Source organism: Pseudarthrobacter sp. MEB009, from assembly GCF_030208875.1.
Taxonomy (GTDB): domain Bacteria; phylum Actinomycetota; class Actinomycetes; order Actinomycetales; family Micrococcaceae; genus Arthrobacter.
Genome location: NZ_JARVTC010000010.1, coordinates 17,806 through 42,000, shown reverse-complemented (window position 1 = coordinate 42,000; position 24,195 = coordinate 17,806). Strand labels below are relative to the sequence as shown.

Sequence of the window (24,195 nt, the reverse complement as noted above, 5' to 3'; positions counted from 1 at the left end):
TATGACCACGCCAGCAACCACCCGCCCCGCCAAGGAAACGGGTGCCCTTTTCGGCACCGTCCTGGTGGCGAACCGCGGCGAAATCGCCTGCCGCGTCATCCGGACGCTCAAAACGCTGGGCATCCGCTCCGTCGCCGTCTACAGCGATGCCGACGCCGGCGCCCGGCACGTGCGCGAAGCCGACACCGCCGTCCGGATCGGCCCCGCCGCAGCGGCGGAGAGCTACCTGAACATTGACGCCGTTGTGGACGCCTGCCGCCGCACCGGCGCGGACGCCGTCCACCCGGGCTACGGCTTCCTGAGCGAAAACGCCGATTTCGCCCGCGCGCTGGCCAAGTCCGGCGTCGCCTTCATCGGGCCGGGGGTGGAAGCACTGAACATCATGGGGGACAAGATCCGGTCCAAGAACCACGTGGCCGGGTACGGCGTCCCCGTGGTCCCCGGTGTTGCCAGGCCGGGCATGACCGATCAGGACCTCCTTGACGCTGCGGCCGCCGTCGGATTCCCCCTGCTTATCAAGCCGTCGGCCGGCGGGGGTGGTAAAGGAATGCATGCCGTGGAGTCCCCGGCGGAGCTACCGGGGGTGCTGGCCACCGCCCGGCGCGTGGCAGCCAGCGCCTTCGGCGACGACACCCTCTTCCTGGAACGCCTGGTCGGTACGCCCCGCCACATCGAGGTCCAGGTCCTGGCGGACAACCACGGCAACGTGATCCACCTGGGCGAACGCGAATGCTCCCTCCAGCGCCGGCACCAGAAAGTCATCGAGGAAGCACCCTCACCCCTGCTCGAGGGACTCCCGGACGGGGCCGCCATCCGCGCCAGGCTGGGGGAGGCCGCCTGCAACGCCGCCCGCAGCGTGGCGTACAGCGGTGCCGGAACGGTGGAGTTCCTGGTCTCGGACGACGCCCCGGACCAGTTTTACTTCATGGAAATGAACACCCGCCTGCAGGTGGAGCACCCGGTCACCGAGATGGTCACCGGCATCGACCTGGTGGAGTGGCAGGTGCGGATCGCTGCCGGCGCAGCGCTCACTGTCCGGCAGGCCGACGTCGTGCTGTCCGGCCACGCCGTGGAAGCGCGGGTCTACGCCGAAGTGCCGGCGAAGAACTTCCTGCCCGCCACCGGGACAGTCCATGTGCTGGCAGAGCACGCCCCGGGCCAGGGCGGCAACGTCCGCGTGGATTCCGCGCTGGTGCCGGGGCTGGAGCTCTCCGCCGACTACGATCCGATGCTGGCCAAGATCATCGCCTGGGGCGACGACCGCCCGGCTGCCCTGGCAGCCCTGGATACGGCGCTCGCCGGTTACGTCGCGCTGGGCGTGGACACCAACGTGGAGTACCTGCGCCTGCTGCTCAACGACCCGGACGTCCAGGCCGGCCGTCTGGACACCGGGCTGATCGAGCGGAGGCTGCCGGAGCTCGCTTTCCGCGGCGTCAGCAGCACCGAACTGGCGGCTGCGGCCCTCTATGCGCTGGGGACGGAGGAACAAGGCCCCGCCGGCCCTTGGCAACGCCGGGACAGCTGGCGGCTGGGCGGCAGGCCGCCACGCCACATCACGTTTGCGCTGCCGGACGGCGGTGCGGCCACCGTCACGGTGGCCGGGAACCTGCAGGCGGGTCCGGTGACAGTGACCGTCGACGGCGGCGCACCGCATCGTGCCGCGCTCCGTCCCGCCGGGCCGCACCAGGCAGAGGTGACGCTCGACGGCGTACCCACCCGATACAACGTTGCCCCCGTTTTCCCCGGAAACGGAATGCCCCAACCCGGCCAGCCGGCGTCGGACGTTCCCCTGCAGGTTTTCCTGGGTAACGGCGGCTGGTCCTGCCGGCTGGAGGTCCTCACCCGGGAAGCCCGGCTGGAACGCCTCCGCGCAGGCATCCAGCGCGAGGAAGGCGCCACGGATCCGGAAGTGCGCTCGCCGATGCCCGGCACCGTGGTGTCCGTTCCTGTAGAAAACGGCGACACCGTGGACGCGGGGCAGGTGCTGCTGTCCGTGGAGGCCATGAAGATGGAGCACCAACTGGTGGCGCCCCTGGCGGGGATCGTGAAGCTGGCCGCACAACCCGGCGACCTGGTCAAAGCGGACCAGGTCCTGGCCACCATCCACCCGCACCCAGGCAGCGCATCCGCTCCTGACACCCCGGAAACACCGTCCACCACACATCCCACAGCAGAAGGAGCCCGGCCATGACCGGTTTTGAACTTACCGAGGAGTACCAGGACCTGAGCGACACGGTCCGGGACTTCGCCGACAACGTGGTGGCACCGGTGTCCGCCAAGCACGACGAAGAGCACAGCTTCCCGTACGGCGTGGTCAAGCAGATGGCGGAGATGGGCCTGTTCGGCCTGCCGTTCCCGGAGGAATTTGGCGGCATGGGCGGGGACTACTTTGCCCTGGCCCTCGCGCTGGAGCAGCTGGGCCGGGTGGACCAGTCAGTGGCCATCACCCTCGAAGCCGGCGTCTCCCTCGGCGCCATGCCCGTGTACCGGTTCGGAACGGACGCACAGAAGCAGGAATGGCTGCCCATGCTGGCGTCCGGGGAGGCCCTGGCGGGCTTCGGGCTCACCGAACCCGAAGCCGGATCGGACGCGGGCGGCACCAAAACCCACGCCCACCGTGACGGCGGAAACTGGGTGATCAACGGCAACAAGGAGTTCATCACCAACTCTGGGACCGACATCACCAAACTGGTCACCGTCACGGCCGTGACCGGCGAAAGCGAGCGCGCTGACGGCAGCGTCCGGAAGGACATCTCCACCCTCCTGGTGCCCACCTCAACGCCGGGCTTCCGGGCAGAGAAGGCCTACAACAAGGTGGGTTGGAATGCCTCGGACACCCACCCCCTGACGCTGAAGGACGTCCGCGTCCCCGAGGCCAACCTGCTGGGGGAGGAGGGCCGCGGCTACGCCAACTTCCTCTCCATCCTGGACGAGGGCCGGATCGCCATTGCAGCCCTGGCCACCGGCGCCGCCCAGGGGTGCGTTGACCTGTCCGTGAAATACGCCCGGGAGCGCAGCGCGTTCGGGCACACGATCGGTAAATACCAGGCCATCTCCTTCAAGATCGCCCGCATGGAAGCCCGGGCCCACACCGCCCGGCTGGCCTACTACGACGCCGCAGCCAGGATGCTCGCCGGCAAGCCGTTCAAGACGCAGGCGGCCATCGCTAAGATGGTCGCAGGCGAGGCGGCCATGGACAACGCGCGGGATGCCACCCAGGTATTCGGCGGCTATGGCTTCATCAACGAGTTCACCGTGGCACGCCATTACCGCGACTCCAAGATCCTGGAAGTGGGGGAGGGCACCACCGAAGTCCAGCTGATGCTCATCGCCCGCGAACTGGGACTGTAGTCCCCCCGCAGGCGCCGGTCTGAAAGGATCCCCCGATGATTGACAAAGTAGTCGCCAGCGCCGATGAGGCAGTCGCGGACATCCCCCACGGCGCCTCCCTGGCAGTGGGCGGGTTTGGGCTCTGCGGCATCCCGGTCGCGTTGATCGACGCCCTGCACCGGGCCGGAACCTCAGACCTGGAAACGGTCAGCAACAACTGCGGTGTGGACAGCTGGGGCCTGGGGCTGCTGCTCCGTGACGGCCGGATCCGGCGCACCATCAGCTCCTACGTTGGTGAAAACAAGGAATTTGCCCGCCAGTACCTCGCCGGCGAACTCGAAGTGGTCCTCACACCGCAGGGAACACTCGCGGAGAAGCTGCGGGCCGGCGGCGCCGGGATCCCTGCGTTCTACACCAAGGCGGGGGTGGGCACCCAGGTGTCCGACGGCGGCCTGCCGCAGAAATACGACTCCGCCGGCGGGATCGCGGTGGCCTCCGCAGCCAAGGAAGTCCGCTCCTTCGGCGGCGTCGACTACGTCCTGGAGGAATCGCTGACGCCGGACTTTGGCCTGGTCCACGCCTGGAAGGGAGACCGGCACGGCAACCTGGTGTTCCACGCAGCCGCGATGAACTTCAACCCGCTGTGCGCCATGGCCGGCCGCATCACCATCGCCGAGGTCGAAGAGCTGGTTGAACCGGGTGACCTGGACCCCGAACACGTCCATGTACCCGGGATCTTCGTCCAGCGTGTGGTCCTGGCGCCGGACGGCGAGAAACGGATCGAGAAGCGGACAGTGGCCCTGGCTGCCACCCCGGCACCCGGCAGCAGCGCGCAGGCAGGAGCATAACCATGGCGGACCCCAACAGCATTGACGCGCCCCGGCCCGAGGCCATCCGGCCCGGTTACCGGCGGGCAACCCACCAGGGCGGCCCGGGTTCAGGGGCAGCCGGCGGCCAAGGGGCGGCCGCCGGGGAACCAGGGCAACAGGGCGCCGCCAAGGGCTGGAGCCGGAACGAGCTCGCTGCCCGGGTGGCCCGGGAGCTGCGCAACGGGCAGTACGTGAACCTGGGGATCGGCATGCCCACCCTGATTCCCAACTACATTCCGGTTGGCGTCGAAGTGGTCCTCCACTCCGAAAACGGCATCCTGGGGGTGGGCCCGTACCCGGCCGAGGACGCGGTGGACCCGGACCTGATCAACGCCGGCAAGGAGACCGTCACCGTCAACAGGGGAGCGGCGTTCTTCGACTCCGCAGCCTCCTTCGGCATGATCCGGGGTGGCCATGTGGACGTCGCCGTCCTCGGCGCCATGGAAGTCGCCGCCAACGGCGACCTGGCCAACTGGATGATCCCCGGCCGGATGGTCAAAGGCATGGGCGGCGCCATGGACCTGGTGTTTGGCGCCAAAAAAGTGATTGTGATGATGGAGCACGTGGACCGCAGCGGTAACCCCAAAATCGTCCAGGAGTGCTCGCTGCCGCTCACCGGCAAGGGCTGCGTGGACCGGATCATCACCGACCTCGCCGTGATTGACGTGGTCCGTGATCCTTCCGGGTCCCGGCTGGTACTCCGCGAACTGGCACCGGACGTCTCGCTGGCCGACGTGGCAGCGGCCACCGGCGCCGAACTTTTCGAGGAAGACCAGGAACTGACGGTATGAGCACCGGAACCAGCGGCACGCACCGGCCCCCGGAAGGCCAGCAGGAGCGGCGCGTCATTGAACAGCGGGGCCTCTACTTCGACGAACTCGAAGAAGGCGTGCTGTACGCCCACCGGCCGGGCCGCACCGTCACCGAGGCGGACAACGTCCTGTTCACCACCCTCACCATGAACACCCAGGCCCTGCACCTCGATGCCGCCTGGAGCGCCGGCCAGCCCTTCGGCCAGCGGCTGGTCAACTCCATGTTCACGTTGGCCACGGTGGTGGGCCAATCCGTCACGCAGCTGACCCAGGGCACCATCGTGGCCCAGCTGGGCCTCACGGACGTCTCCTTCCCGCACCCGCTGTACCACGGCGACACGCTCTACACGGAGACGGTCATCACGGGGAAGCGCCTGTCCGGTTCGCGGCCGGGGCAGGGCATCGCCACCATGGCGCACACCGGCCGCAACCAGGACGGTACCGTGGTGGCCCTGGCCACCCGCAGTTGCCTGATGTGGACCCGGGAGGCGCACGCCGGCCAGCAGGGCAACGCCCGGGAAGCCACCACAGCGGCTGGCGGACAAGGCACAATACCGGTATGACTTTTTTGATGGGACCCGCCCTGCTCTTCTGCCCTGCGGACCGGCCGGAGCGGTACCAGAAGGCTGCTGACCGAGCGGACGCCGTCATCCTGGACCTCGAGGATGCCGTGGCCCCGGCGGAGAAACAGCGTGCCCGCGGCGCTATCCTGGCCCAGCTCGGAGCCGGGGAGGGCCCGGAGCTGGACCCGAGCAGGACCATCGTCCGCATCAACCCCGCCGGCACGGAAGAGTTCGCCAAGGACCTGCACTGCCTGGCCCACACGCCGTACCGGACAGTCATGCTGGCCAAGGCGGAAAGCGCCGCGCAGCTCGAGGCCCTTGAGGGCTACCAGGTCATCGCCCTGTGCGAAACGGCACTGGGGATCCTTAATGCCCCGGCCATAGCGGCGGCTCCCAACGTTGTGGCACTGATGTGGGGTGCCGAGGACCTGCTGGCGACCTTGGGCGGCACCTCCAGCAGGATGGCCGACGGCGGCTACCGTGCTGTGGCACTGCACGCGCGTTCAGCCGTGCTGCTGGCCGCCCGGGCCTTCGGCAAGGAGGCAGTGGATTCCGTCTACGTGGACATTCCGGACGTGGCTGGGCTGGCAGTGGAATCAGCGGACGCCGTGGCATCCGGGTTCGGGTCCAAAGCCTGTATCCATCCGGCACAGGTGGCTGCCGTCCGGGCAGCCTACGCCCCATCGGCGGCGGACATCGAAGCGGCGCAGGCCCTGCTGTCGGCTGCGGCGGCGGCCAACTCCGGCGTCTTCGCGTTTGAAGGAAAAATGATCGACGGGCCCATCCTCAAACATGCCGAGGCCACCCTGCGCCGCGCCGCCCAAAACGGCTGATGCAGTAACGCCGACCTGCCTGCCTTCGCCGGCCTGGCCTGCTTTCGCGGAGTTGACCCGGCCTGCCCTCACCGGCCGGCCCGCCGCAGGGACGTGGGCGGCACCGATTCATGCAGGAACGTGCGGACCCACCGCGCGCCGGTGGCCCGGTACTCCTCCCGGCTGGCGAAACGGTAGTGGTAGCTGTGCACCCGCACCCATTGTGGCGGGACGCCGTCGAACGGGTCGTGGCGGAGGAGCCGCAGGGTGGCCCGGTCCGCCTCCAGCAGCCGGGTAAGGAACGCGTAAAACCAGTCCTCGTGCACCGTCCGCAACGGCAGGAACCACATCAGCCAGTCCAGCCGCAGGTGGTACGGCGCCCACTGCCGGGGAATCCGGTTGACGTCCCCGGGCTTTCCCTTAAAGGCATACTCGAGCCACTGCGAGCCGGCACCGGGGCTGCTGTCCAGGGTTCCTTCCACAACAATTTCCACGCGCCGGCGGGTAACGGTGCCGAACGCCCCGTAGACGTTGACCAGCTGCCAGCGGTTGAAGCTGGCGTTCATCAGCTGCCGCCGGGAGAGCAGGTTGCGCAGCGGCCGGTAGCTGAGGACCAGCAGCAGCACCGTGGCGGCCAGGGTGATGGCCAGCCACCACAGCGGAGTCGCCGGCGCGGGGCCCACCGGGCCCAGGCCAGGACCCTGCCCGCCCACGGGGATGGCCGGTATCAGGGCGTGCACCACAGGGTCGCTGACCGCCGCGAACGCGAGCACCATGGCCATCCAGTTCAGCCACGCGAAGTTCCCGGTGGCCACCAGCCACAGCTGGGTCAGGATCACAACGGCGGCGGCCGCCGAGGCCAGGGGCTGGGGCGCAAAAAGGAAAAACGGAACCACCAGTTGCGCGAAATGGTTGCCCAGCACCTCGATCCTGTGCAGCTGCTTGGGCAGCAGGTGCGCCTGGCGGCTCAGCGGCCCGGGCATCGGCTGGGTCTCATGGTGGTAGTACAGGGCTGTTAAATCGTGCCATTCGCGCCCGCCCCGGATCTTGATCATGCCGGCCCCGAACTCCAGCCGGAACACCAGCCACGCGAGGAGGAGCAGGATGGTCCGCGGCGGGTCGGTCTGGTCCGAACCGAGGAACGCCACCGTAAAGCCTGCCTCCAGCAGCAGCATCTCCCAGCCAAAGCCGTAAAACGTACGGCCAACATTGACGATCGACATGTAGAGCGCCCACAAGGCAAGGAACGCCAGCAGTGGAACCCAGGGCGGGCCCCACTGGGGGACGCCGGCCACCAGCAGCGCCGAAATCCCCAGGCCCGCGGCGCACACACCCCGCAGCAACCCGTCCGAGTAATGCAGGCTGAACAGTGTTGGCCGCCGCAGCCTGCCGCGGGCCAGGTAGTCGGGGACGGGTAAGAGTCCATGCGTCCCAACCAACGCGGGGAACTGGTTCAGGGAGGACAGGAACGCCACAAAGTACAGGCCCGCCACACCCCGTTGCAGCACCTGCCGGGCGAACCCGTATTCCGGCGCATCAAACCAGCCCAGCCAGTCCACACGGTCCACGCTACGCCGCCCCGTCCGGAGGTCAAGGTTGGTGCGGGATACTTAACCCATGCAGCCACGCAGAATCGTCATCCTCGGATCCACCGGTTCCATCGGCACCCAGGCGATTGACGTCGTCGACGGCGCCCCGCACCTTTTCGAGGTTGTGGCCCTCAGTGCCGGCGGGGCCAACCTGGACCTCCTGGCCAGGCAGGCCGTCCACACGGGCGCCGCCACCATAGGCATCGCTGCCGGGGATCCCGGCGTCCTGGCCCGGCTGATCGCGGAAGCAGCCGCCGCCGCGGGCCGCCCCGGCTACCGGCCCCGGATCCTCTCCGGCCCGGACGCCGCCGCTGACATCGCAGGCCTGGACGCGGACGTGGTCCTGAACGGCATCACCGGATCAATCGGACTGGCGCCCACGCTGGCAGCGCTGAAGTCCGGCGCAACCCTGGCCCTGGCGAACAAGGAGTCACTGATCGTAGGCGGCGCCCTGGTGAAGGCCGCCGCCCGGTCGGGCCAGATCGTGCCGGTCGACTCCGAACACTCGGCTATCGCGCAGTGCCTGCGCGCGGGGTCCGCCGGGGAAGTGGAAAAACTCATCCTTACGGCCTCGGGCGGGCCGTTCCGGGGCCGCACCCGGGACAGCCTGCACGGTGTCACGCCCAGTGAGGCCCTGGCGCACCCCACCTGGGACATGGGCGTAATGGTCACTACCAACTCGGCCACCCTGGTGAACAAGGGGCTGGAAGTCATCGAGGCGCACCTCCTCTTCGACGTTCCGTTGGACCGGATCGACGTTGTGGTCCATCCGCAGTCGGTGGTGCACTCCATGGTCCAGTTCGTTGACGGCTCGGTGATCGCCCAGGCCTCTCCGCCGGACATGCGCCTGCCCATCGCCCTGGGCCTTGGCTGGCCGGACCGGGTACCCCAGGCCGCGTCGGCCTGCGACTGGACCAAGGCCGCCAGTTGGACTTTCGAACCGCTGGACGTGGCGGCCTTCCCCGCCGTTGACCTCGCCAAGGACGCCGCCAAACAGGGCAGCACGTTCCCTGCGGTCTTCAACGCCGCCAACGAGGAAGCCGTCACGGCTTTCCACGCCGGCCGGATCCGGTTCACTGACATTGTGGACACCGTTGAGGCCGTCCTCAGCGAACATTCAGGTTCCTCCGGGCTGACGGTGGAATCCGTGTTGGATGCTGAAGGCTGGGCACGCGCCCGCGCCCAGGATCGTTTAGCACTTCGCAGTCTCTAAGGAAGCAGCAGCACCGCCATGACCACCGTTCTCCTTTTTATCCTCGGCGTCCTCGTCGTGGCACTCGGCATCGCCGCCTCCATCGCGCTGCACGAGGTGGGCCACCTCCTGCCTGCCAAGCTCTTTAAGGTCCGCGTGACCAAGTACATGATCGGCTTCGGGCCCACCCTGTGGTCCCGGCGGAAGGGCGAGACCGAGTACGGCGTCAAAGCCATCCCGCTGGGCGGCTACGTGTCCATGATCGGGATGTATCCGCCAAACAAGGACGACGGAACGGTCCGGCCCTCCAGCACCGGCATGTTCCAGACCCTGGCCACCGAAGCCCGGTCAATGGCCCATGAGGAAGTTGGTCCGGAGGACGGCAACAGGGTGTTTTACCGGTTGCCGGTCTGGAAAAAAATCACCATCATGCTGGGCGGGCCCGCCATGAACTTCGTGCTGGGCATCCTGTTGACGGCCGTCCTTTTGATGGGATTCGGTTCGCCCACAGCAACCACCACCATCTCCGATGTCTCCAAATGCCAGGTCGCTGCCGGCGAAACCGTGGATCCGGATTCGGCAGACTGCCAGCTGACGCCCGCTGCGGCGGCCGGCCTCCAGCCCAATGACACGGTGACCTCGTTCGACGGCTGGACCGTCACCGGCTGGGACCAGCTCACCGAAAGGATCCGCGCTTCGGCGGGCCGGGAAGTTCCCATCACCGTTGAGCGGAACGGCGCCGAAGTGGCCACCACCGTGACGCCGGTCCTGTCCGCGCGTCCCATCGTGGGCGCTGACGGCCGCCAGGCAACCGACGACGCCGGCACCCTCCGCTACCAGGACGTCGGCTTCCTTGGCATCGGTGCGCAGACCGCGCTGGTGCCCCAGCCGGCGTCGTCCGTCCTGCCCATGGCCGGGGAAAACATCCGGCAGGTGGCAGGGGTCATCCTGAACCTCCCCGCCCGCGTGGTGGGGGTGGCGAAAGCCGCCTTCAGCGAGGAACCACGCGATCCCAACGGGCCCATCTCCGTGGTGGGCGTGGGACGCGTCGCCGGCGAGGTGGCGGCCATGGAGGAGGTTCCGGCGGATGCGAGGATTGCCACCCTGATCGGGCTCCTGGCCGGCCTGAACTTTGCCTTGGGCGTTTTCAACCTGGTGCCGCTGCTGCCGCTCGACGGCGGGCACGTGGCCGGTGCGCTGTACGAAGGTGCGAGGCGCCGGCTGGCCAAGCTGTTCGGCCGGCCGGACCCGGGAGCCTTCGACATCGCCAAGCTGTTGCCCGTGACCTATGTGGTGGCCGTCCTGTTGATGGGGATGAGCGCGCTGTTGATTTACGCGGACATTGTCAAACCCGTCAACCTGTTCGGCTGACAAAGCACCATACAGCTGATTTCAGGTAATCAGTCATAAATGATTGATTCCCAATAGTAAGACGCATATGGTTGTGGCATGTTCGTGATGACCATCGACCAGCGCGGCAGTACCGGTGACCGGGACCGTGTCCCGGACTTCATTGCGGCGTTGGCGCGCCTTGGCCCCACCGGCTTTGAACGGTCCGTGGGCGACGAGGTCCAGGGGGTGGTGCCGGACGCCGCGCACGTGGTGGACATCGCCCTGTTCGCCCTCCGCACCGGGCACTGGTACGTGGGCATCGGCGTGGGAACGGTGGAGCTCGACGCCGGCGCGAGCCCCCGGGAGGGGGCCGGAACAGGATTCGTGGCGGCCCGGAAAGCCGTGGAACAGGCCAAGGCCGCCGGCTCGCAGGTGCCATTGTCAGTGGTCCCCGGGACCATGGGCAGGGAAGCAAGGAACCGGGCGGACAAGGACGGAGGTGCCGGCATGGGAACACGTGAATGCGCCAATGCCGAGGCCGTGCTGCGGCTCCTGGGCAGGATCGTCCAGGAGCGGACCGAGGCCCAGTGGCGGGTGGTGGACGCCCTGCACCGCCACGGACCCGGCCGGCATGGCACCCAGAAGCAGGTTGCGGCGGAACTGGGAATCACCGAGCAATCCGTGAGCCGGACCGTGCTGAGGTCCGGCTGGCAGGAGGAATGGGCGGCCAGGCCGGCCGCGGAAATGCTGTTGGACTTCGCCCGCCTGCGGGTTGGCGGGAATCCTGCCGGAACCGGCGCGTCAGGGGAGGGGATCTGATGGATGCCTTCTGGGTTGTCAGCGCGCTGGCCGTTGCCGGTTTCGCCGGCTGGCCGGTCACGGCGCTGGTCTTCAGGCTGGCCAGGACCATCGACGAAAGGGCGGATGCGGCCAAGGCTGCGGAGGATTCCCGGCGGAAAGCCGAGGACCCTGCCGCTGACGTCACCGTGGACCCGGTGCGGCCGGCGCGCCCTGCCCCGGACCGGGGTCCCCAGAACGTGGACGGTGAACTGACCGCCCCGCGGGACCAGCCGGCGTCGTCCGCTCCCGGCCCGCAGGGGAGCGGCCAGCGCATCCTGCGCGGCGGGGCGATCATTGGTGTGCTGGAGCGGCTCGGCGTGTGCCTGGCGATCCTCACCGGCCAGCCGGTGGCCATCGCCTACATCGTGGCCATCAAGGGCCTGGGCCGGTTCGCCGAGCTGAAGGAAACTCCTGTCGCGGCGGAGCGGTTCATCATCGGAACCCTGACGTCGATGCTCTGGGCCGCCGGAACCGGCGCCGTGGTCAAGGTCCTCTTCCTCTCCTGAACGGCCCACAAGCCTGGCGGGCGGATGGGTGCGGGCCGGAGTGGAGATAGGGTATCGGTATGACAGTTTTTGCCGTTGAGTACGTGTACACCGCCAACTCCACCGAAGACCGGAACCAGGCCCGGCCGGCCCACCGGGAATGGACCGCAGGTCTCGCGGACGACGGCGCCATCCTGGCCAGTGGCCCCTACGGTGACGGCGCAGGCGCGCTGCTCATCTTCAAGGCAGCCGATGAGGCAGCGCTGAATTCGATCCTCAAGCAGGATCCCTTCGCCGCCGCCGGCGTGATTGCCGGCACCCGGATCACCGAATGGTCACCCGTGACCGGCCAGCTGGCCGGACACAGCGCGTAGCCCCTCTCCACCCCTCAAACTCAAGGAGCCTCTCGTGACCTCGGTCAGCCTGGGAATGCCGTCAGCACCGCCGCCCGTCCTTGCCCCCCGCCGCAAGACGCGCCAGATCAAGGTCGGCTCTGTCGGGGTGGGCTCGGACTCGCCCATCAGCGTGCAGTCGATGACCACCACCCCCACCACCGACATCAACGCCACGCTGCAGCAGATTGCTGAACTGACGGCGTCCGGCTGCGACATTGTGCGCGTGGCCTGCCCGTCCGCGGACGATGCCGAGGCGCTGCCCATCATCGCGCGGAAGTCGCAGATCCCGGTCATCGCGGACATCCACTTCCAGCCCAAGTACGTGTTCGCCGCCATCGAGGCCGGTTGCGCGGCAGTCCGCGTGAACCCGGGCAACATCCGCAAGTTCGATGACCAGGTCAAGGAAATCGCCCGCGCCGCGAAGGACCACGGCACCTCCATCCGCATCGGTGTCAACGCCGGCTCGCTGGAACCGGGAATCCTGAAGAAGTACGGCAAAGCCACACCCGAAGCCCTGGTGGAATCCGCGGTCTGGGAAGCCTCGCTGTTCGAGGAACACGGCTTCCACGACTTCAAGATTTCCGTGAAGCACAATGATCCCGTGATCATGGTGGCCGCCTACGAGATGCTGGCCGAACAGGGTGACTGGCCGCTGCACCTCGGCGTCACCGAGGCGGGCCCCGCCTTCCAGGGCACCATCAAGTCAGCCACCGCGTTCGGCGCCCTGCTCTCGCGCGGGATCGGCGACACCATCCGGGTTTCCCTCTCGGCCCCGCCGGTGGAGGAAATCAAGGTGGGAAACCAGATCCTGCAATCGTTGAACCTGCGCCCCCGCAAGCTCGAGATTGTTTCCTGCCCCTCCTGCGGGCGCGCGCAGGTGGATGTTTACACGCTCGCCGAGCAGGTCACCGCCGGCCTGGAGGGCATGGAGATCCCGCTGCGGGTGGCCGTCATGGGCTGCGTTGTCAACGGTCCCGGCGAGGCCCGCGAGGCGGATCTTGGTGTGGCCTCAGGCAACGGCAAGGGCCAGATCTTTGTGAAGGGCGAAGTCATCAAGACTGTGCCCGAAAGCGAAATTGTTGAGACACTGATCGAAGAGGCCATGCGTATCGCGGAAGAGATGGGGGAGGCCGATGGCGAAGATGCTGTCAAGGGTAGCCCCGTGGTTAGCGTCTCGTAAGGACGCCACCGACCCGCCGGGTATTTCGGTCCGGACGCTGGACAGCCAGGACACGGCTGCCCTTCGCCGCCTCGCGGAGCAGGACCCCGTCACCAACGTGTTTATCCTGGCGCACCTGAAAACGACGGGGACGGCCGCGCCCACCACCGGCGGCGCCGGGATCATTGGAGTCCTCGACGACGGCATCCTGGTGGGTGCCTGCTGGGCCGGGGCCAACCTGGTCCCGGTCCAGCTGGATCCTGCCCTGGCCGGCCCCGTGGCTGAGGTGGCCAGCACCTCAGGGCGCCGCTACGCCTCGGCCTTCGGTCCGGCGCCGGCCGTGCTGGCCCTCCACGCCGAACTGGTCCAGCGCGGCCACCGCGCCCACGAAGTCCGGGACGAGCAACCGCTGATGACCATTGCCGGTCCGCCGCAGGTGGAACCCAATCCGGGCCTGCAGCGGGGCAACCTGGCCGACTTTGACCGGATCCTGCCCGCATGCGCCGCCATGTTTGAAGAGGAAGTAGGCTACTCGCCGTTCCTTGGCGGCAGGGAGTTCTACAGCCGCCGGGTGGAGGGCCTCATCCGGCAGGGACACTCGCTGGCACACCTCAACTACGCCGGGGACGTGGTGTTCAAGGCCGAACTCGGCGCTGTCACCCAGGACGCCACCCAGGTGCAGGGCGTCTGGATGAACCCGGACTACCGCGGCCGCGGCCTGAGTGCCGGCTATATGGCCGCCGTGGTGGAACACGCACGTGCCTTCGCGCCTGTAACCAGCCTGTACGTCAACGGGTTCAACGCCCGTGCCCGGTCAACCTATGAACGTGTCGGCTTCCGGCAGGTGGGAACTTTCGCTACAGTGCTTTTCTAGTGGGCCATCGGGTCCTGCTTTAAATCCATTGGGGGAAATGATGAAGTTCACGGCACCGCTGACACTCGGGGCGACAGCCCTGCTCGCACTTGTTGTATCCGGATGTTCAAGCCCTGCAGCTGCTCCGGCAGACGGCGCTTCGGCGTCCGGCGGCCCGGCTTCAGGCGGCTCATCCGCAGCGGCCGCCAGCGAACCGGCCAAGACCGAAGAGGCCAAGGAATACACGGCGGCTGACCTGGCTGGCATCCTCGAACAGCTTGAGGACACGGCCGGCAACAAACTTCAGATCCTGCCCGTCACTGACGTCGAAACCACCCTGGCCCAGACCAAGGAACTGATTTCCTCCATCGAGGTGGAGCCGGCAGAGTGCAAGCAGCTGGCCGCCGGCGGGACGGTGCCGGACGCCGAAGGCCTCGCCTTGGCCGCAGGCCAGAGCACTGACGCGGCCACCGGCGGCGTGGTTGCGCTGTCCCTGGTTTCCGGCCAGGACCAGGCCTTCCTGGAGAAGGCCATGTCCCAGGGCGCCGACCTGAAGAACTGTGCTGAAATGACCATGACGGTGCAGGGAACCGCGGTCGCGGTGAAAATCGAGGTCCTCGACGGCGTTGGCACCTCGCCGGACACGGTGGCCTACCGCACGGACACCACGGTTCCGGGTGGCACCGTGCAGTCCGTGGTGACCGCGATGGTGGCCAAGAACGGTGTCCTGGTGTCGTCTGTGGCCACCGGCGGAGCCACCGAAGCTGATGCCGCGGAACGGGCCGGCGCGCTGCTCGACTCCGCCGCCGCGCTGATCAAGTAACGCCGGCGCCATCACTTAGGGCCGGCGCCATCCGGTAAGCCGGCCGCGGGACCCAGGTCACCGGTCAGGTACCGCTGGACGTTCGGGGCTATCAGGCGGACCACCTCCGCCGGTGCCGCGGACGCCAGCGGTTCCAGCCGGATAACGTAGCGCACCATCATCAGGCCAACCATCTGCGTTGCCACCAGGTCCCCGCGGAGTGCCACTTCCGCGGGTGTCCCGGGCAGGCCGGTCACCACACGGCGGATGATCCTGCGGCTGACCAGGTCGCGCAGCAGCGCGGTCCTTGCCGTGGATCCCAGGGTCCCGCGGATGAACGCCACCAGGCTCGGCTGGGCAGGGCTTTCCCATAGCCGCAGCACTGCCTGGACAATCAGCTCCGCACGGTGCTCCGGGTCGGAGCCGGACACCCCGGCCAGTACCAGTTCGGGATCGGCCGGCAATTCGACGCTGAGCGTAAAAAGTTCTTCCTTGCTCTCGAAGAAATGATGGACCATGGCGGGATCAACCCCGGCCAGCCTGGCCACCTGACGCAGGCTGGTCCCCTCGAACCCGTGTTCTGCGAACAACCGCCGGGCGGCATCGAGGATGTGGGCGCGGGAAGCCCCGGCGCCGCCACGGCGGCCGCGCCGGGTGCCGCCGGTACCGCCGGCGGATGGACTCACGCGCTGCGCCGGCGCAGCGTCATCGCGGCCAGCACCAGGACGCCCAGCACGATGGCCGCCATAATGCCCGCATCCTGCCAGAGCCGTTCCGTCGCTGCCTCATTTCCGGCGATCTCCTGCAGCGCGTCCACGGAAAACGTCAGCGGCAGCACATTGGAGATTGCCTCCAACACCTCGTTCATCCGGTCCCTGGCCACAAAAAGCCCGCACAGCAGGATCTGTGGAACCACCACCACCGGCATGAACTGCACCGCTTGGAACTCGGTCCGGGCAAACGCCGAACACAACAGCCCCAGCGCCACCCCCAGGACGGCGTTGAGCACGGCGATCAGCACCACATAGCCGGGGGAGCCCTTGATCGCCAGGCCAAAGATCCAATACGCCACGGCCGTGGCCACCAGCGACTGCAGGGCAGCCATGATGGAGAACGCCAGGCCGTAGCCGAACAGCAGGTCCGCCTTGTGGACCGGCGTGGTGAGCAGCCGCTCCAGCGTCCCGGTGGTCCGTTCCCGGAGCATCGTAATGGAGGTGACCAGGAACATCACCACAAACGGGAAGATCACCAGCATCATCAGGCCAACCCTGTCGAAGGTCCGTGGCTGGCCGGGCAGGAGCGTCTCGTTTTCATACAGGAAGTAGACGGCGGTCAGCAGCAGCGCGGGAACCACCAGGATCAGGCCCACGCTGCGGTGGTCGTGGCGCAGTTGCTCCAGGACCCGCCGGGCGGTGGCCATCAGCATTGCAGCATCCATCACAGCACCTTCCCGTCCAGGGCGTCGACCCTCTGCTCCGATTCGCGGATGATGGCCAGGAATGCTTTCTCCAGGTCCTGGCTGCGGCCACGCAGGCTCAATTCGGCCGGCGTCAGCCGGGCCAGCAGTTCCCCTTCGCGCAGCAGCAGCAGTGTCCCGCAGTGGCTGGCCTCCTCCATCACGTGGCTTGATACCAGCAAGGTGGTGCCGGAATCGGCCATGGCCCGGAAGCGTTCCCAAAGTTCGGCGCGCAGCACCGGGTCCAGGCCCACCGTGGGTTCGTCCAGGACCAGGAGCCGGGGGTGCGCCACCAGCGCGCAGGCCAGCGACACCCGGCTGAGCTGCCCGCCTGAGAGATCGGCCGCCTTGCGCCTGGCCAACTGGTCGAGTCCGACGGCGGCAATCGCCTCCGCGACATCGGCTTTCTTCTTTTTGTGCATGGCGCCGAAATAACGGACGTTCGCCTCAACGCTCAGGTCCGGGTAGATGCTGGCTGACTGGGTCACGTAACCCACCCGGTGCCGCAGGGCTGGGTCACCTGCAGCCAGCCCAAGGACCTGCACCGTTCCGGCGGAGACCACCTGAACGCCAACGATGGCCCGCATCAGGGTGGTTTTGCCGCTACCTGAGGGACCCAGCAGGCCGGTGATGCGGCCCGAGGGGATCTCGAAATCCAGGCCGCGCAGCACGGGGATTTTCCCCCGGATTACCTGCAGGCCTCGGGCCGAGACCGCCACGCCGGCCGTCCCGATGCCGTTTCCGGCTGCTGCCGAATGAGTCATGTCCGCCTCCATGCGGGGGAGCAGGCTGCCAGGTACCACCGCACCTAATTCATCACCTGATGAATTAAAGTTAAGCCCGCGAAAGGTCCGGGTCAATGGGTCGGTAGCCAAGAGAAAACTTGTGAATGTGGGCGGCATCACATAGGTTCGACCTAGCTGCGCTGGAGTGGCGTGGGCGGTCTCAGCGGTCCACGCCGGAACAACGGCGGTCACGGCGTTGAGCCACGCCCGGATGCGATGACCAGCCTTTTGGGGGCCAGGGGCTTTGCAGTACCGGGCGTGGCTCTACTGAGGCGGGCAGGTCGCCGCCGGGATAGGGCGCGCTGAACCGGTAGATTGGTTCCCAGACAAAACATGCCCGGCTTTGCTGATCCAGCACCTCCCCAGAAACGGATACCACCCGTGGTCCAAAGAATGTCCCAGCTTTTCCTGCGCACCCTGCGTGAAGATCCCGTCGACGCCGAGGTGGCCAGCCACAAGCTCCTGGTCCGCGCCGGCTACATCCGGCGGGCAGCGCCCGGCATCTACACCTGGCTGCCGCTGGGCCTGAGCGTGCTGCGCAAGGTCGAGGAAATCATCCGGCAGGAAATGTCGGCCATCGGCGCGCAGGAAGTGCATTTCCCCGCGCTGCTGCCCCGCGAGCCCTACGAGGCCACCAACCGCTGGACCGAGTACGGCGAGGGCCTGTTCCGGCTCCAGGACCGCAAGGGTGCGGACTACCTGCTGGCCCCCACGCACGAGGAAATGTTCACGCTGCTGGTCAAGGATCTGTACTCCTCGTACAAGGACCTGCCCCTGAGCCTCTACCAGATCCAGAACAAGTACCGCGATGAAGCCCGTCCCCGGGCAGGGTTGCTGCGCGGCCGCGAGTTCATCATGAAGGATTCGTACTCCTTCGACGTGGACGACGCCGGCCTGGACGCCAGCTACGCTGCCCACCGCGGTGCATACCTGAAGATCTTCGCGCGCCTCGGCCTTGAAGTCCTTCCCGTCTCCGCCACCGCCGGTGCCATGGGCGGATCCCGGAGCGAAGAGTTCCTGTTCCCCACCGAGATCGGCGAAGACACGTTTGTGCGCTCCGCCGGCGGATACGCCGCGAACGTCGAAGCCGTGACCACCGTGGTGCCCGCGGACATCGACTTCAGCGCCGCGCCCGCCGCCGAGGTCCTCGATACGCCGGACACCCCCACCATCGAGACCCTGGTCAACGCCGCCAACCAGCTCGCTCCGCGCAGCGAGGCCGACGGCGGTCCCTGGACTGCCGCGGACACGCTGAAGAACGTGGTCATCGCCGTGACGCTGCCCACCGGCGAGCGGCAGCTTGTGGCCATCGGCCTGCCCGGCGACCGGAACGTTGACCTCAAGCGGGTTGAGGCCAACATCGGCTCGTACCTGCCCATCAGCGGCGAAATCGGCCTGGAAGCCGCCAACGATGTGGACCTCAAGAAGAACCCGCTGATCGTCAAGGGCTACCTTGGCCCCGGCATGAGCCTCGACGCTGCCCTGCTGGGCGCCGAAGGCACTGCCGGGATGCTGTACCTCGTGGATCCCCGGGTTGTCAGTGGCTCCGCCTGGATCACCGGCGCCAACGAAGCCGGCAAGCACGTCTTTGGCCTGGTGGCCGGCCGGGACTTCGGCTGGGACGGCGCCATCGAGTGCACCGACGTCCGCGCCGGCGATCCTGCCCCTGACGGCTCCGGCCCCCTGGAGACCGCCCGCGGCATCGAGATGGGCCACATCTTCCAGCTCGGCCGGAAGTACGCCGAAGCCCTGGAACTGAAGGTCCTGGACCAGAACGGCAAGCAGGTCACCGTCACCATGGGCTCCTACGGCGTGGGTGTCACCCGGGCCGTGGCGGCACTGGCCGAAGCCAACCACGACGACCGGGGCCTCGTGTGGCCCCGCGCGGTGGCACCGGCGGACGTCCACGTGGTCGCCGTCGGCCGCGGTGAGGAAATCTTCGCTACCGCCGGCCAGCTGGCACAGGACCTGGAAGCTGCCGGACTGGACGTCATTTACGATGACCGGCCCAAGGTCTCCCCCGGGGTGAAGTTCGGCGACGCCGAACTCCTGGGTGTGCCCACCATCCTCGCCGTGGGCCGCGGCCTGGCGGACGGCGTGGTGGAGATCAAGGACCGCCGCAGCGGCGACGCGGAAAACGTGGCGGTAGAGAAGGCCGTGGACTACGTCGTCGCAGCCGTCCGCGGCAACTGACCCGGGTCCGCGATGGGTCTTGAATCCCTGGAGCTGACAACGCTCCTGTTGTTGGTGCTGGCCGGATTCGCGGCCGGCTGGGTGGATGCGGTGGTGGGCGGCGGCGGCCTGATCCAGCTGCCGGCCCTGCTGCTGGTCCCGGGCATCACGCCCGTGCAGGCGCTGGCCACCAACAAGTTGGGTTCCATTTTCGGAACGGCCACCAGCGCCACCACCTATTACCGCCGGGTGCGGCCGGATCTCCGGACGGCCCTGCCCATGGCGGCGATCGCGTTGGCGGGCAGCTTCGGCGGTGCCATCCTGGCGGCCACCCTGCCCGCCGGGGTGTTCAAGCCCATCATCATCACGGCGCTGGTGGCTGTGGCCCTGTTCACGGCGTTGAAACCGGACATCGGCGGGATCACGGCGCTGCGCCATGACGGGCACAAGCATTATGTGGTGGCGTGCCTGATCGGTGCCGTCATCGGTTTTTATGACGGCCTGATCGGGCCCGGCACGGGGTCCTTCCTGGTGATCGCGTTGGTCTCCGCCATGGGCTACGCATTCCTCGAGGCCAGCGCCAAGGCCAAAATCGTCAACATGGCCACCAATGCCGGCGCCCTGCTGTTTTTTATGCCGCACGGATCCATCCTCTGGGGCCTTGGCCTCCTGCTCGGCGCGGCGAACATGGCCGGCGGGTACCTGGGCGCCAGGACCGCCGTCAGCAAGGGCAGCAAATTTGTCCGGGTGGTGTTCCTGGTGGTGGTGGCTGCCCTCATCATCAAACTCGGCCTGGACGTGTGGCAGGAAAACTTCGCCTGACGCCTGCCTGGCGGCCTGCCGCCGGGCGTAGCATGCTGGTATGTCAAACGGCGACGACGGGTATGCCCCGGCCCTGGATGCGGCAGCCCGCCATGCGGCTGCCTGGCTGCAGAGCCTTCCTGACCGGCCCGTAGGTCCCAGCGCCACCGCCCACGACCTCGCAACAGCTTTCGGCGGACCAATACCAGCCCGGGGGATGCCCGCCGGCGATGTGGTGGACCTCCTGGCCCGGACCGCCGAACCGGGATTGATGGCCATCCCCTCGGGCAGGTTCTTTGGTTGGGTCATGGGCGGCACCCTTCCCGCCGCCCTGGCCTCTGACTGGCTGGTCAGCGCCTGGGACCAGAACGCCGGACTCCGCTACGCCACGCCCGCCATGGCGGCCATTGAAGAGAGCGCCGGGGCATGGATCCTGGAACTGCTGGGCCTCCCGGCCGGTGCCGACGTCGGATTCGCCACGGGGGCCACCATGGCCAACTTCACCGGGATGGCCGCCGCAAGGTGGCGGCTCCTGGCCGATGCCGGGTGGGACGTGGACCGCGACGGGCTGACGGGGGCGCCCAAAGTGCGGTGTTTCGTGGGCAGGGAACGGCATGACACCGTGGACCTGGGCCTGCGCTACCTGGGGCTGGGCCGGCCTGACGTGGTGGCTGCCGACGCGCAGGGCCGGTTGGAACCGGCGGCCCTTGAGGCGGCCCTGGCCGCGGGGTCCGGCCCGGCGTTGGTGTGCCTGCAGGCGGGAAACCTGCACTCGGGCGCCTTCGACCCCTTCCCCGAGGCCATCAGCGTGGCCCGCAGGCACGGCGCGTGGGTCCACGTGGACGGGGCCTTTGGCCTGTGGGCGGCGGCAGCGCCGGGGCTCCGGCACCTGACCCGCGGCTACGAGGACGCCGATTCGTGGGGAACCGACGCGCACAAGACCCTCAACGTGCCCTACGACTGCGGGATTGCCATTGTCCGGGACGCCTCGGCGCTCCGCTCAGCCATGGGCCTGCACGCCAGCTACCTGATCCACGACGCCGAAGGCCCCGGCGATCCGTTCGAAAAGGTCCCGGAACTTTCACGCCGCGCCCGCGGTGTACCCGTGTGGGCCGCGCTGAAGAGCCTGGGCAGGGACGGCGTGGCCGCCCAGATCGAGGGGCTCGCGACGGCGGCCGCGGATATCGCGGCAGGGCTGGCCGGTGTGGACGGCGTGGAAGTCCTGAACGACGTCGGCTATACCCAGGTGTGCCTCGCGTTCGGCGACGATGCCACCACAAGGGCCGTGACCGCCCGCATCATCAGCGACGGCAGGGTGTGGATGTCGGGCTCGCGGTGGCGGGACCGGGACATCCTGAGGGTATCGGTGAGCAACTGGCACACCGCTGCGGCGGAAGTGGACATCGCAGTTGAAGCCGTCCGCTCAGCCTTGGACGCGGTGCGGTCCGGCTGACGTTCCAGGGGCGCCCGTCCGCTCAGCCCGCCGCGGCCCCCGGCTCGGGGAGGTCCCGGGCCGGCGGCAGGCCCGGAAGGGTCCGGCCGGCCAAGGTGCTGGCGACCCACAGTGAACGCAAGAGGTCGCCCTGGTGTCCGGCTTTCCCGGCATACCACAGGGCATTGTCCACTTCCCGGGCCACCGCCCACTGCCGGGCGACGTCCGGGTCCAGCCCGGCAGCGAGGCTGAAATCAGCGCAGCGTTGCCGCAGCCCTGCAGCCTGCTGGGCTGCCGGCAGGTCAAAAAGGCGGTTCCAAAGCAGCGGCGCCACCGCAAACTCCGGCTCCCCGATCATGGGCTGCGGGTCGATGGCGGCGTAGCCGGCAGCAGCGGACGGATGACCGGCGGGCGGGCAGGAGCTTCCGGCCAGGACGTTCAGGAAATGCAGGTCCGTGTGCACCAGGACGTCGGTGGCGGTCCGCCGCCCCACTGCACCGCGGGTCTGGCACACCTCCAGTGCAGCTTCGAGGAGCCAGCGCGGGAAGGGCCGGCCCAGTTGCTCCCAGTCGGCCGGCAGGTCATCGCTCCACTGCTCCGCACGGGCCGCGATGTGTTCGAGTTGATGCCACTCCGGCCGGTCGTCCGGCCGGATGCCAAGCCGGGGAACCAGCCCGCCCCAAACCTCCACGGCGTGGTCCATGGGCGCGGTGTACAGCGACCGGCCGGCCTCGAGCCGGTCCAGCAGCATGGCGCAGGTGCCGGCGTCCGCTTCGAGGAGTGCCACGGCGCCGTTGCCGTCCCACAGCTTCAGCGCGAGCCGTTCCACCTTGGCCTCATCATGCGGGAAGGCGATCTTCAGGGCCGCCCGGGATCCGTCTGCGCGGAGCACCGGGATCACAATGCCGCCGTGCCCATTCCAGGGCAGGGTGCCCGGGGCAAGGTCCGGGGTCAGCTGCCAGTGGTCCAGCCGGCCGTCAATGAGGTCCGGCAAGGATGCCAGCCAGGCCCGGCCCGCGCTGCTCCGGCCATAGCGGGCAGCGAGGTCCGGCGGGATGGGTATTGCCACGGGCGGGGTCATGGCTTCCAGCCTAGGCGCGCAGCGGCGCGGTGCGGCGAAAGGGCGCGGTTCCTGGGTCCCGGTGACCTGTCCCGGGCTGCTTTGCCGGGGCTTCATGGACCCGGCTTGTTGGTCCCGGTGACCTGTCCCGGGCTACTTGTCCCCGGGCGGGCTTTCGACGGGACCGGCGGGCAGCAGGGATTCGTCCAGCACCAGACCCGGCACCGGGCCGGGGTCGGCGCCCCAGTCCACGGTACGGCGGGCGGCGGCCTCCAACCCGGCAAGGGCCCAGGCCCGGTCCGGGGAGTCGGCCAGCGACACCACGTCGCCGTAGGCCGGCAGGATGTCCGCTTCAAGCCGGCCAAGTGCGTCGGCGGGCGCGGCCAGGAACGCCGCGTCCAGGTTGTACCCGGGGTCCGGTGCTGCCGGGCGGCCGCAGTCCGCAAGGCTACGGGCCCGGGCGCCGGCAGCCTGTTCGCGGTGCAGGGCCAGGAACTCCGACGCCGGCCCCACCGCACCAGGGGGAAGCCGGGTCAATGCCGCCTGGTAGCCGTAGACGGCCTGCTCTTCAAGCCTGGCCATGCGGGCCAGCGCCGCGCCTGCGTCCGGGACGCCGGATGTCATGGCGGGGCAGGGGAGATCCTGCGCAGTGGGGGAGTCCGGCGTAGGGGAGGGGCCGGTGCTGCCGGAACCCCGCCGGTCCGGGTCCAGCGGATCGGCGGAGTCCAGGGGGCCAGCAGAGCCGGTGCTGCCGGAACCCCGCCCGTCCGGGTTCCGTGTTCCGGCAGGCCCGGTTCCAGTAGGCGCTGCTCCGGCAGGCTCCGAGGCCGTGGGGCCGGGTTCGGCAGCTGCGGGATCGCCGACCGCGGCGGCAAGCTTTTCAGCTGCCAGCAGTTGGGCGATGCCGGCGCCTGCCAGGAGCCGCGCCATGCCGCCGTCCACTTTCCCTGCGTCGCGCAGCCTGGTCCGTCCGCTTCCGGCCAGATCTGCGGCCAGCTCCGCCGCCGTCACCTCAGGTACGGTTCGGGAACCGGAAGGTTCCGGAGCCGGGACGGCGGGCGTCCCGGCAGCAGGGCCCGAAGCTGCAGCGGCAGTGCCGGGCGCCGGGAAAACCTCGCCGGGGGCCAGCAACGCCCGGGCGTGGAGGGTCAGCAAGGTCACAACCTCCGCCGCGGCAGCGGCAGCACCGTCGTCGGGCGTCCTCGAAGCGGCCAGCTGCTGCCCGTCGGCGCGCAGCGTCAGTGCCTCGGCGAGGGCTGACGCGCGGGAAATTTCGGTGGGCGTGGGTTCGTCCGGGGGCTGTTGTTCCGCGGGAACCAGCGAAAATCCGAGGGCCAATACCAGCAGCGCAGCGAAGCCCAGCACCGCATACCGGAAGTACGGCGGCCGCCGCCGGTCCTGCTGATTATCCCCATCCACAACAGACCATGGTGCCACGGCGGGAGCGGAACTCCAT

General features: G+C 68.4%; 23 protein-coding genes. 17 read left to right on the top strand and 6 right to left on the bottom strand.

All coding sequences use genetic code 11. The features are described 5' to 3' along the window. Position 1: 1 nt before the first annotated feature. The 6 genes from QRN07_RS09190 to QRN07_RS09165 are packed head-to-tail and all read left to right on the top strand — an operon-like array spanning position 2 to position 6,407. Positions 2-2,191, top strand: a complete 2,190-nt coding sequence (locus QRN07_RS09190) for an ATP-binding protein (RefSeq protein ID WP_285240911.1) — start codon at positions 2-4, stop codon at positions 2,189-2,191. Next, complete coding sequence (locus QRN07_RS09185) at positions 2,188-3,351, top strand: acyl-CoA dehydrogenase family protein (protein ID WP_056598952.1); 1,164 nt, start codon at positions 2,188-2,190, stop codon at positions 3,349-3,351. The genes QRN07_RS09190 and QRN07_RS09185 overlap by 4 nt, the downstream gene beginning before the upstream one ends. 35 nt (positions 3,352-3,386) lie before the next feature. Then, complete coding sequence (locus tag QRN07_RS09180; protein ID WP_050687579.1) at positions 3,387-4,178, top strand: CoA transferase subunit A; 792 nt, start codon at positions 3,387-3,389, stop codon at positions 4,176-4,178. 2 nt (positions 4,179-4,180) lie between these two features. Then, positions 4,181-4,990 (top strand): CoA transferase subunit B, encoded by an 810-nt coding sequence (locus QRN07_RS09175; RefSeq protein WP_050687581.1) that lies wholly within the window; start codon positions 4,181-4,183, stop codon positions 4,988-4,990. Beyond that, the gene (locus tag QRN07_RS09170) at positions 4,987-5,574 is read left to right on the top strand and encodes a MaoC family dehydratase (protein WP_050687583.1); all 588 of its coding nucleotides are present in this window, start codon (positions 4,987-4,989) and stop codon (positions 5,572-5,574) included. The genes QRN07_RS09175 and QRN07_RS09170 overlap by 4 nt, the downstream gene beginning before the upstream one ends. Beyond that, positions 5,571-6,407 carry an HpcH/HpaI aldolase/citrate lyase family protein gene (locus QRN07_RS09165; protein WP_285240910.1) on the top strand — a complete coding sequence of 279 codons (837 nt, stop codon included), beginning with the start codon at positions 5,571-5,573 and terminating at the stop codon, positions 6,405-6,407. Before QRN07_RS09170 ends, QRN07_RS09165 begins: the two co-directional genes overlap by 4 nt. 68 nt (positions 6,408-6,475) lie before the next feature. On the opposite strand, the gene QRN07_RS09160 is transcribed toward QRN07_RS09165, so the two are convergent. Next, on the bottom strand, positions 6,476-7,945 hold the full coding sequence (locus QRN07_RS09160) for a lipase maturation factor family protein (RefSeq protein WP_285240955.1): 1,470 nt from the start codon (positions 7,943-7,945) through the stop codon (positions 6,476-6,478). A gap of 58 nt (positions 7,946-8,003) precedes the next feature. On the opposite strand from QRN07_RS09160, the gene dxr reads away from it, so the two are divergent. The 8 genes from dxr (at position 8,004) to QRN07_RS09120 (ending at position 15,054) form a co-directional block, all read left to right on the top strand. Next, positions 8,004-9,188, top strand: coding sequence for a 1-deoxy-D-xylulose-5-phosphate reductoisomerase (gene dxr, locus QRN07_RS09155; protein WP_285240909.1), 1,185 nt, complete (start codon positions 8,004-8,006; stop codon positions 9,186-9,188). A gap of 18 nt (positions 9,189-9,206) precedes the next feature. Continuing rightward, positions 9,207-10,538, top strand: coding sequence for a M50 family metallopeptidase (locus QRN07_RS09150; RefSeq protein ID WP_050687589.1), 1,332 nt, complete (start codon positions 9,207-9,209; stop codon positions 10,536-10,538). 78 nt (positions 10,539-10,616) lie between these two features. Next, complete coding sequence (locus QRN07_RS09145) at positions 10,617-11,318, top strand: MarR family transcriptional regulator (protein ID WP_056598941.1); 702 nt, start codon at positions 10,617-10,619, stop codon at positions 11,316-11,318. Continuing rightward, the gene (locus tag QRN07_RS09140) at positions 11,318-11,845 is read left to right on the top strand and encodes a hypothetical protein (protein WP_285240908.1); all 528 of its coding nucleotides are present in this window, start codon (positions 11,318-11,320) and stop codon (positions 11,843-11,845) included. The genes QRN07_RS09145 and QRN07_RS09140 overlap by 1 nt, the downstream gene beginning before the upstream one ends. Before the next feature lie 59 nt (positions 11,846-11,904). Next, positions 11,905-12,198: a YciI family protein gene (locus QRN07_RS09135; protein ID WP_050687595.1), complete on the top strand. Its 294-nt coding sequence runs from the start codon at positions 11,905-11,907 to the stop codon at positions 12,196-12,198. Positions 12,199-12,232: 34 nt separating this feature from the next. Continuing rightward, positions 12,233-13,399, top strand: coding sequence for a flavodoxin-dependent (E)-4-hydroxy-3-methylbut-2-enyl-diphosphate synthase (ispG, locus tag QRN07_RS09130; protein ID WP_028272164.1), 1,167 nt, complete (start codon positions 12,233-12,235; stop codon positions 13,397-13,399). Continuing rightward, positions 13,362-14,252, top strand: a complete 891-nt coding sequence (locus QRN07_RS09125) for a GNAT family N-acetyltransferase (RefSeq protein ID WP_285240954.1) — start codon at positions 13,362-13,364, stop codon at positions 14,250-14,252. The genes ispG and QRN07_RS09125 overlap by 38 nt, the downstream gene beginning before the upstream one ends. Before the next feature lie 37 nt (positions 14,253-14,289). Continuing rightward, complete coding sequence (locus QRN07_RS09120; RefSeq protein WP_235504710.1) at positions 14,290-15,054, top strand: hypothetical protein; 765 nt, start codon at positions 14,290-14,292, stop codon at positions 15,052-15,054. Between the two features lie 11 nt (positions 15,055-15,065). Here the strand turns inward: QRN07_RS09120 and QRN07_RS09115 are convergent, their stop codons facing one another. Genes QRN07_RS09115 through QRN07_RS09105 form a run of 3 tightly spaced genes read right to left on the bottom strand, consistent with a single transcriptional unit; the run spans position 15,066 to position 17,253 of the window. Continuing rightward, positions 15,066-15,719, bottom strand: a complete 654-nt coding sequence (locus tag QRN07_RS09115) for a TetR/AcrR family transcriptional regulator (protein ID WP_050687599.1) — start codon at positions 15,717-15,719, stop codon at positions 15,066-15,068. Further along, a complete protein-coding gene (locus QRN07_RS09110) occupies positions 15,716-16,459 on the bottom strand; it encodes an ABC transporter permease (RefSeq protein ID WP_050687601.1) in 744 nt (247 codons plus the stop codon). Before QRN07_RS09110 ends, QRN07_RS09115 begins: the two co-directional genes overlap by 4 nt. Before the next feature lie 11 nt (positions 16,460-16,470). Then, positions 16,471-17,253 carry an ABC transporter ATP-binding protein gene (locus QRN07_RS09105; protein WP_050687603.1) on the bottom strand — a complete coding sequence of 261 codons (783 nt, stop codon included), beginning with the start codon at positions 17,251-17,253 and terminating at the stop codon, positions 16,471-16,473. A 402-nt stretch (positions 17,254-17,655) separates the two neighbouring features. On the opposite strand from QRN07_RS09105, the gene QRN07_RS09100 reads away from it, so the two are divergent. The 3 genes from QRN07_RS09100 to QRN07_RS09090 are packed head-to-tail and all read left to right on the top strand — an operon-like array spanning position 17,656 to position 21,700. After that, the gene (locus QRN07_RS09100; RefSeq protein ID WP_050687605.1) at positions 17,656-19,467 is read left to right on the top strand and encodes a proline--tRNA ligase; all 1,812 of its coding nucleotides are present in this window, start codon (positions 17,656-17,658) and stop codon (positions 19,465-19,467) included. 12 nt (positions 19,468-19,479) lie between these two features. Next, positions 19,480-20,268 carry a sulfite exporter TauE/SafE family protein gene (locus tag QRN07_RS09095; RefSeq protein WP_056598933.1) on the top strand — a complete coding sequence of 263 codons (789 nt, stop codon included), beginning with the start codon at positions 19,480-19,482 and terminating at the stop codon, positions 20,266-20,268. A gap of 40 nt (positions 20,269-20,308) precedes the next feature. Further along, positions 20,309-21,700 carry a pyridoxal phosphate-dependent decarboxylase family protein gene (locus QRN07_RS09090; protein ID WP_056598928.1) on the top strand — a complete coding sequence of 464 codons (1,392 nt, stop codon included), beginning with the start codon at positions 20,309-20,311 and terminating at the stop codon, positions 21,698-21,700. A gap of 22 nt (positions 21,701-21,722) precedes the next feature. Here the strand turns inward: QRN07_RS09090 and QRN07_RS09085 are convergent, their stop codons facing one another. Next, positions 21,723-22,760, bottom strand: coding sequence for an aminoglycoside phosphotransferase family protein (locus tag QRN07_RS09085; RefSeq protein ID WP_050687611.1), 1,038 nt, complete (start codon positions 22,758-22,760; stop codon positions 21,723-21,725). A 132-nt stretch (positions 22,761-22,892) separates the two neighbouring features. Continuing rightward, positions 22,893-24,158, bottom strand: a complete 1,266-nt coding sequence (locus QRN07_RS09080; protein WP_285240907.1) for a DUF4439 domain-containing protein — start codon at positions 24,156-24,158, stop codon at positions 22,893-22,895. Positions 24,159-24,195: the final 37 nt, after the last annotated feature.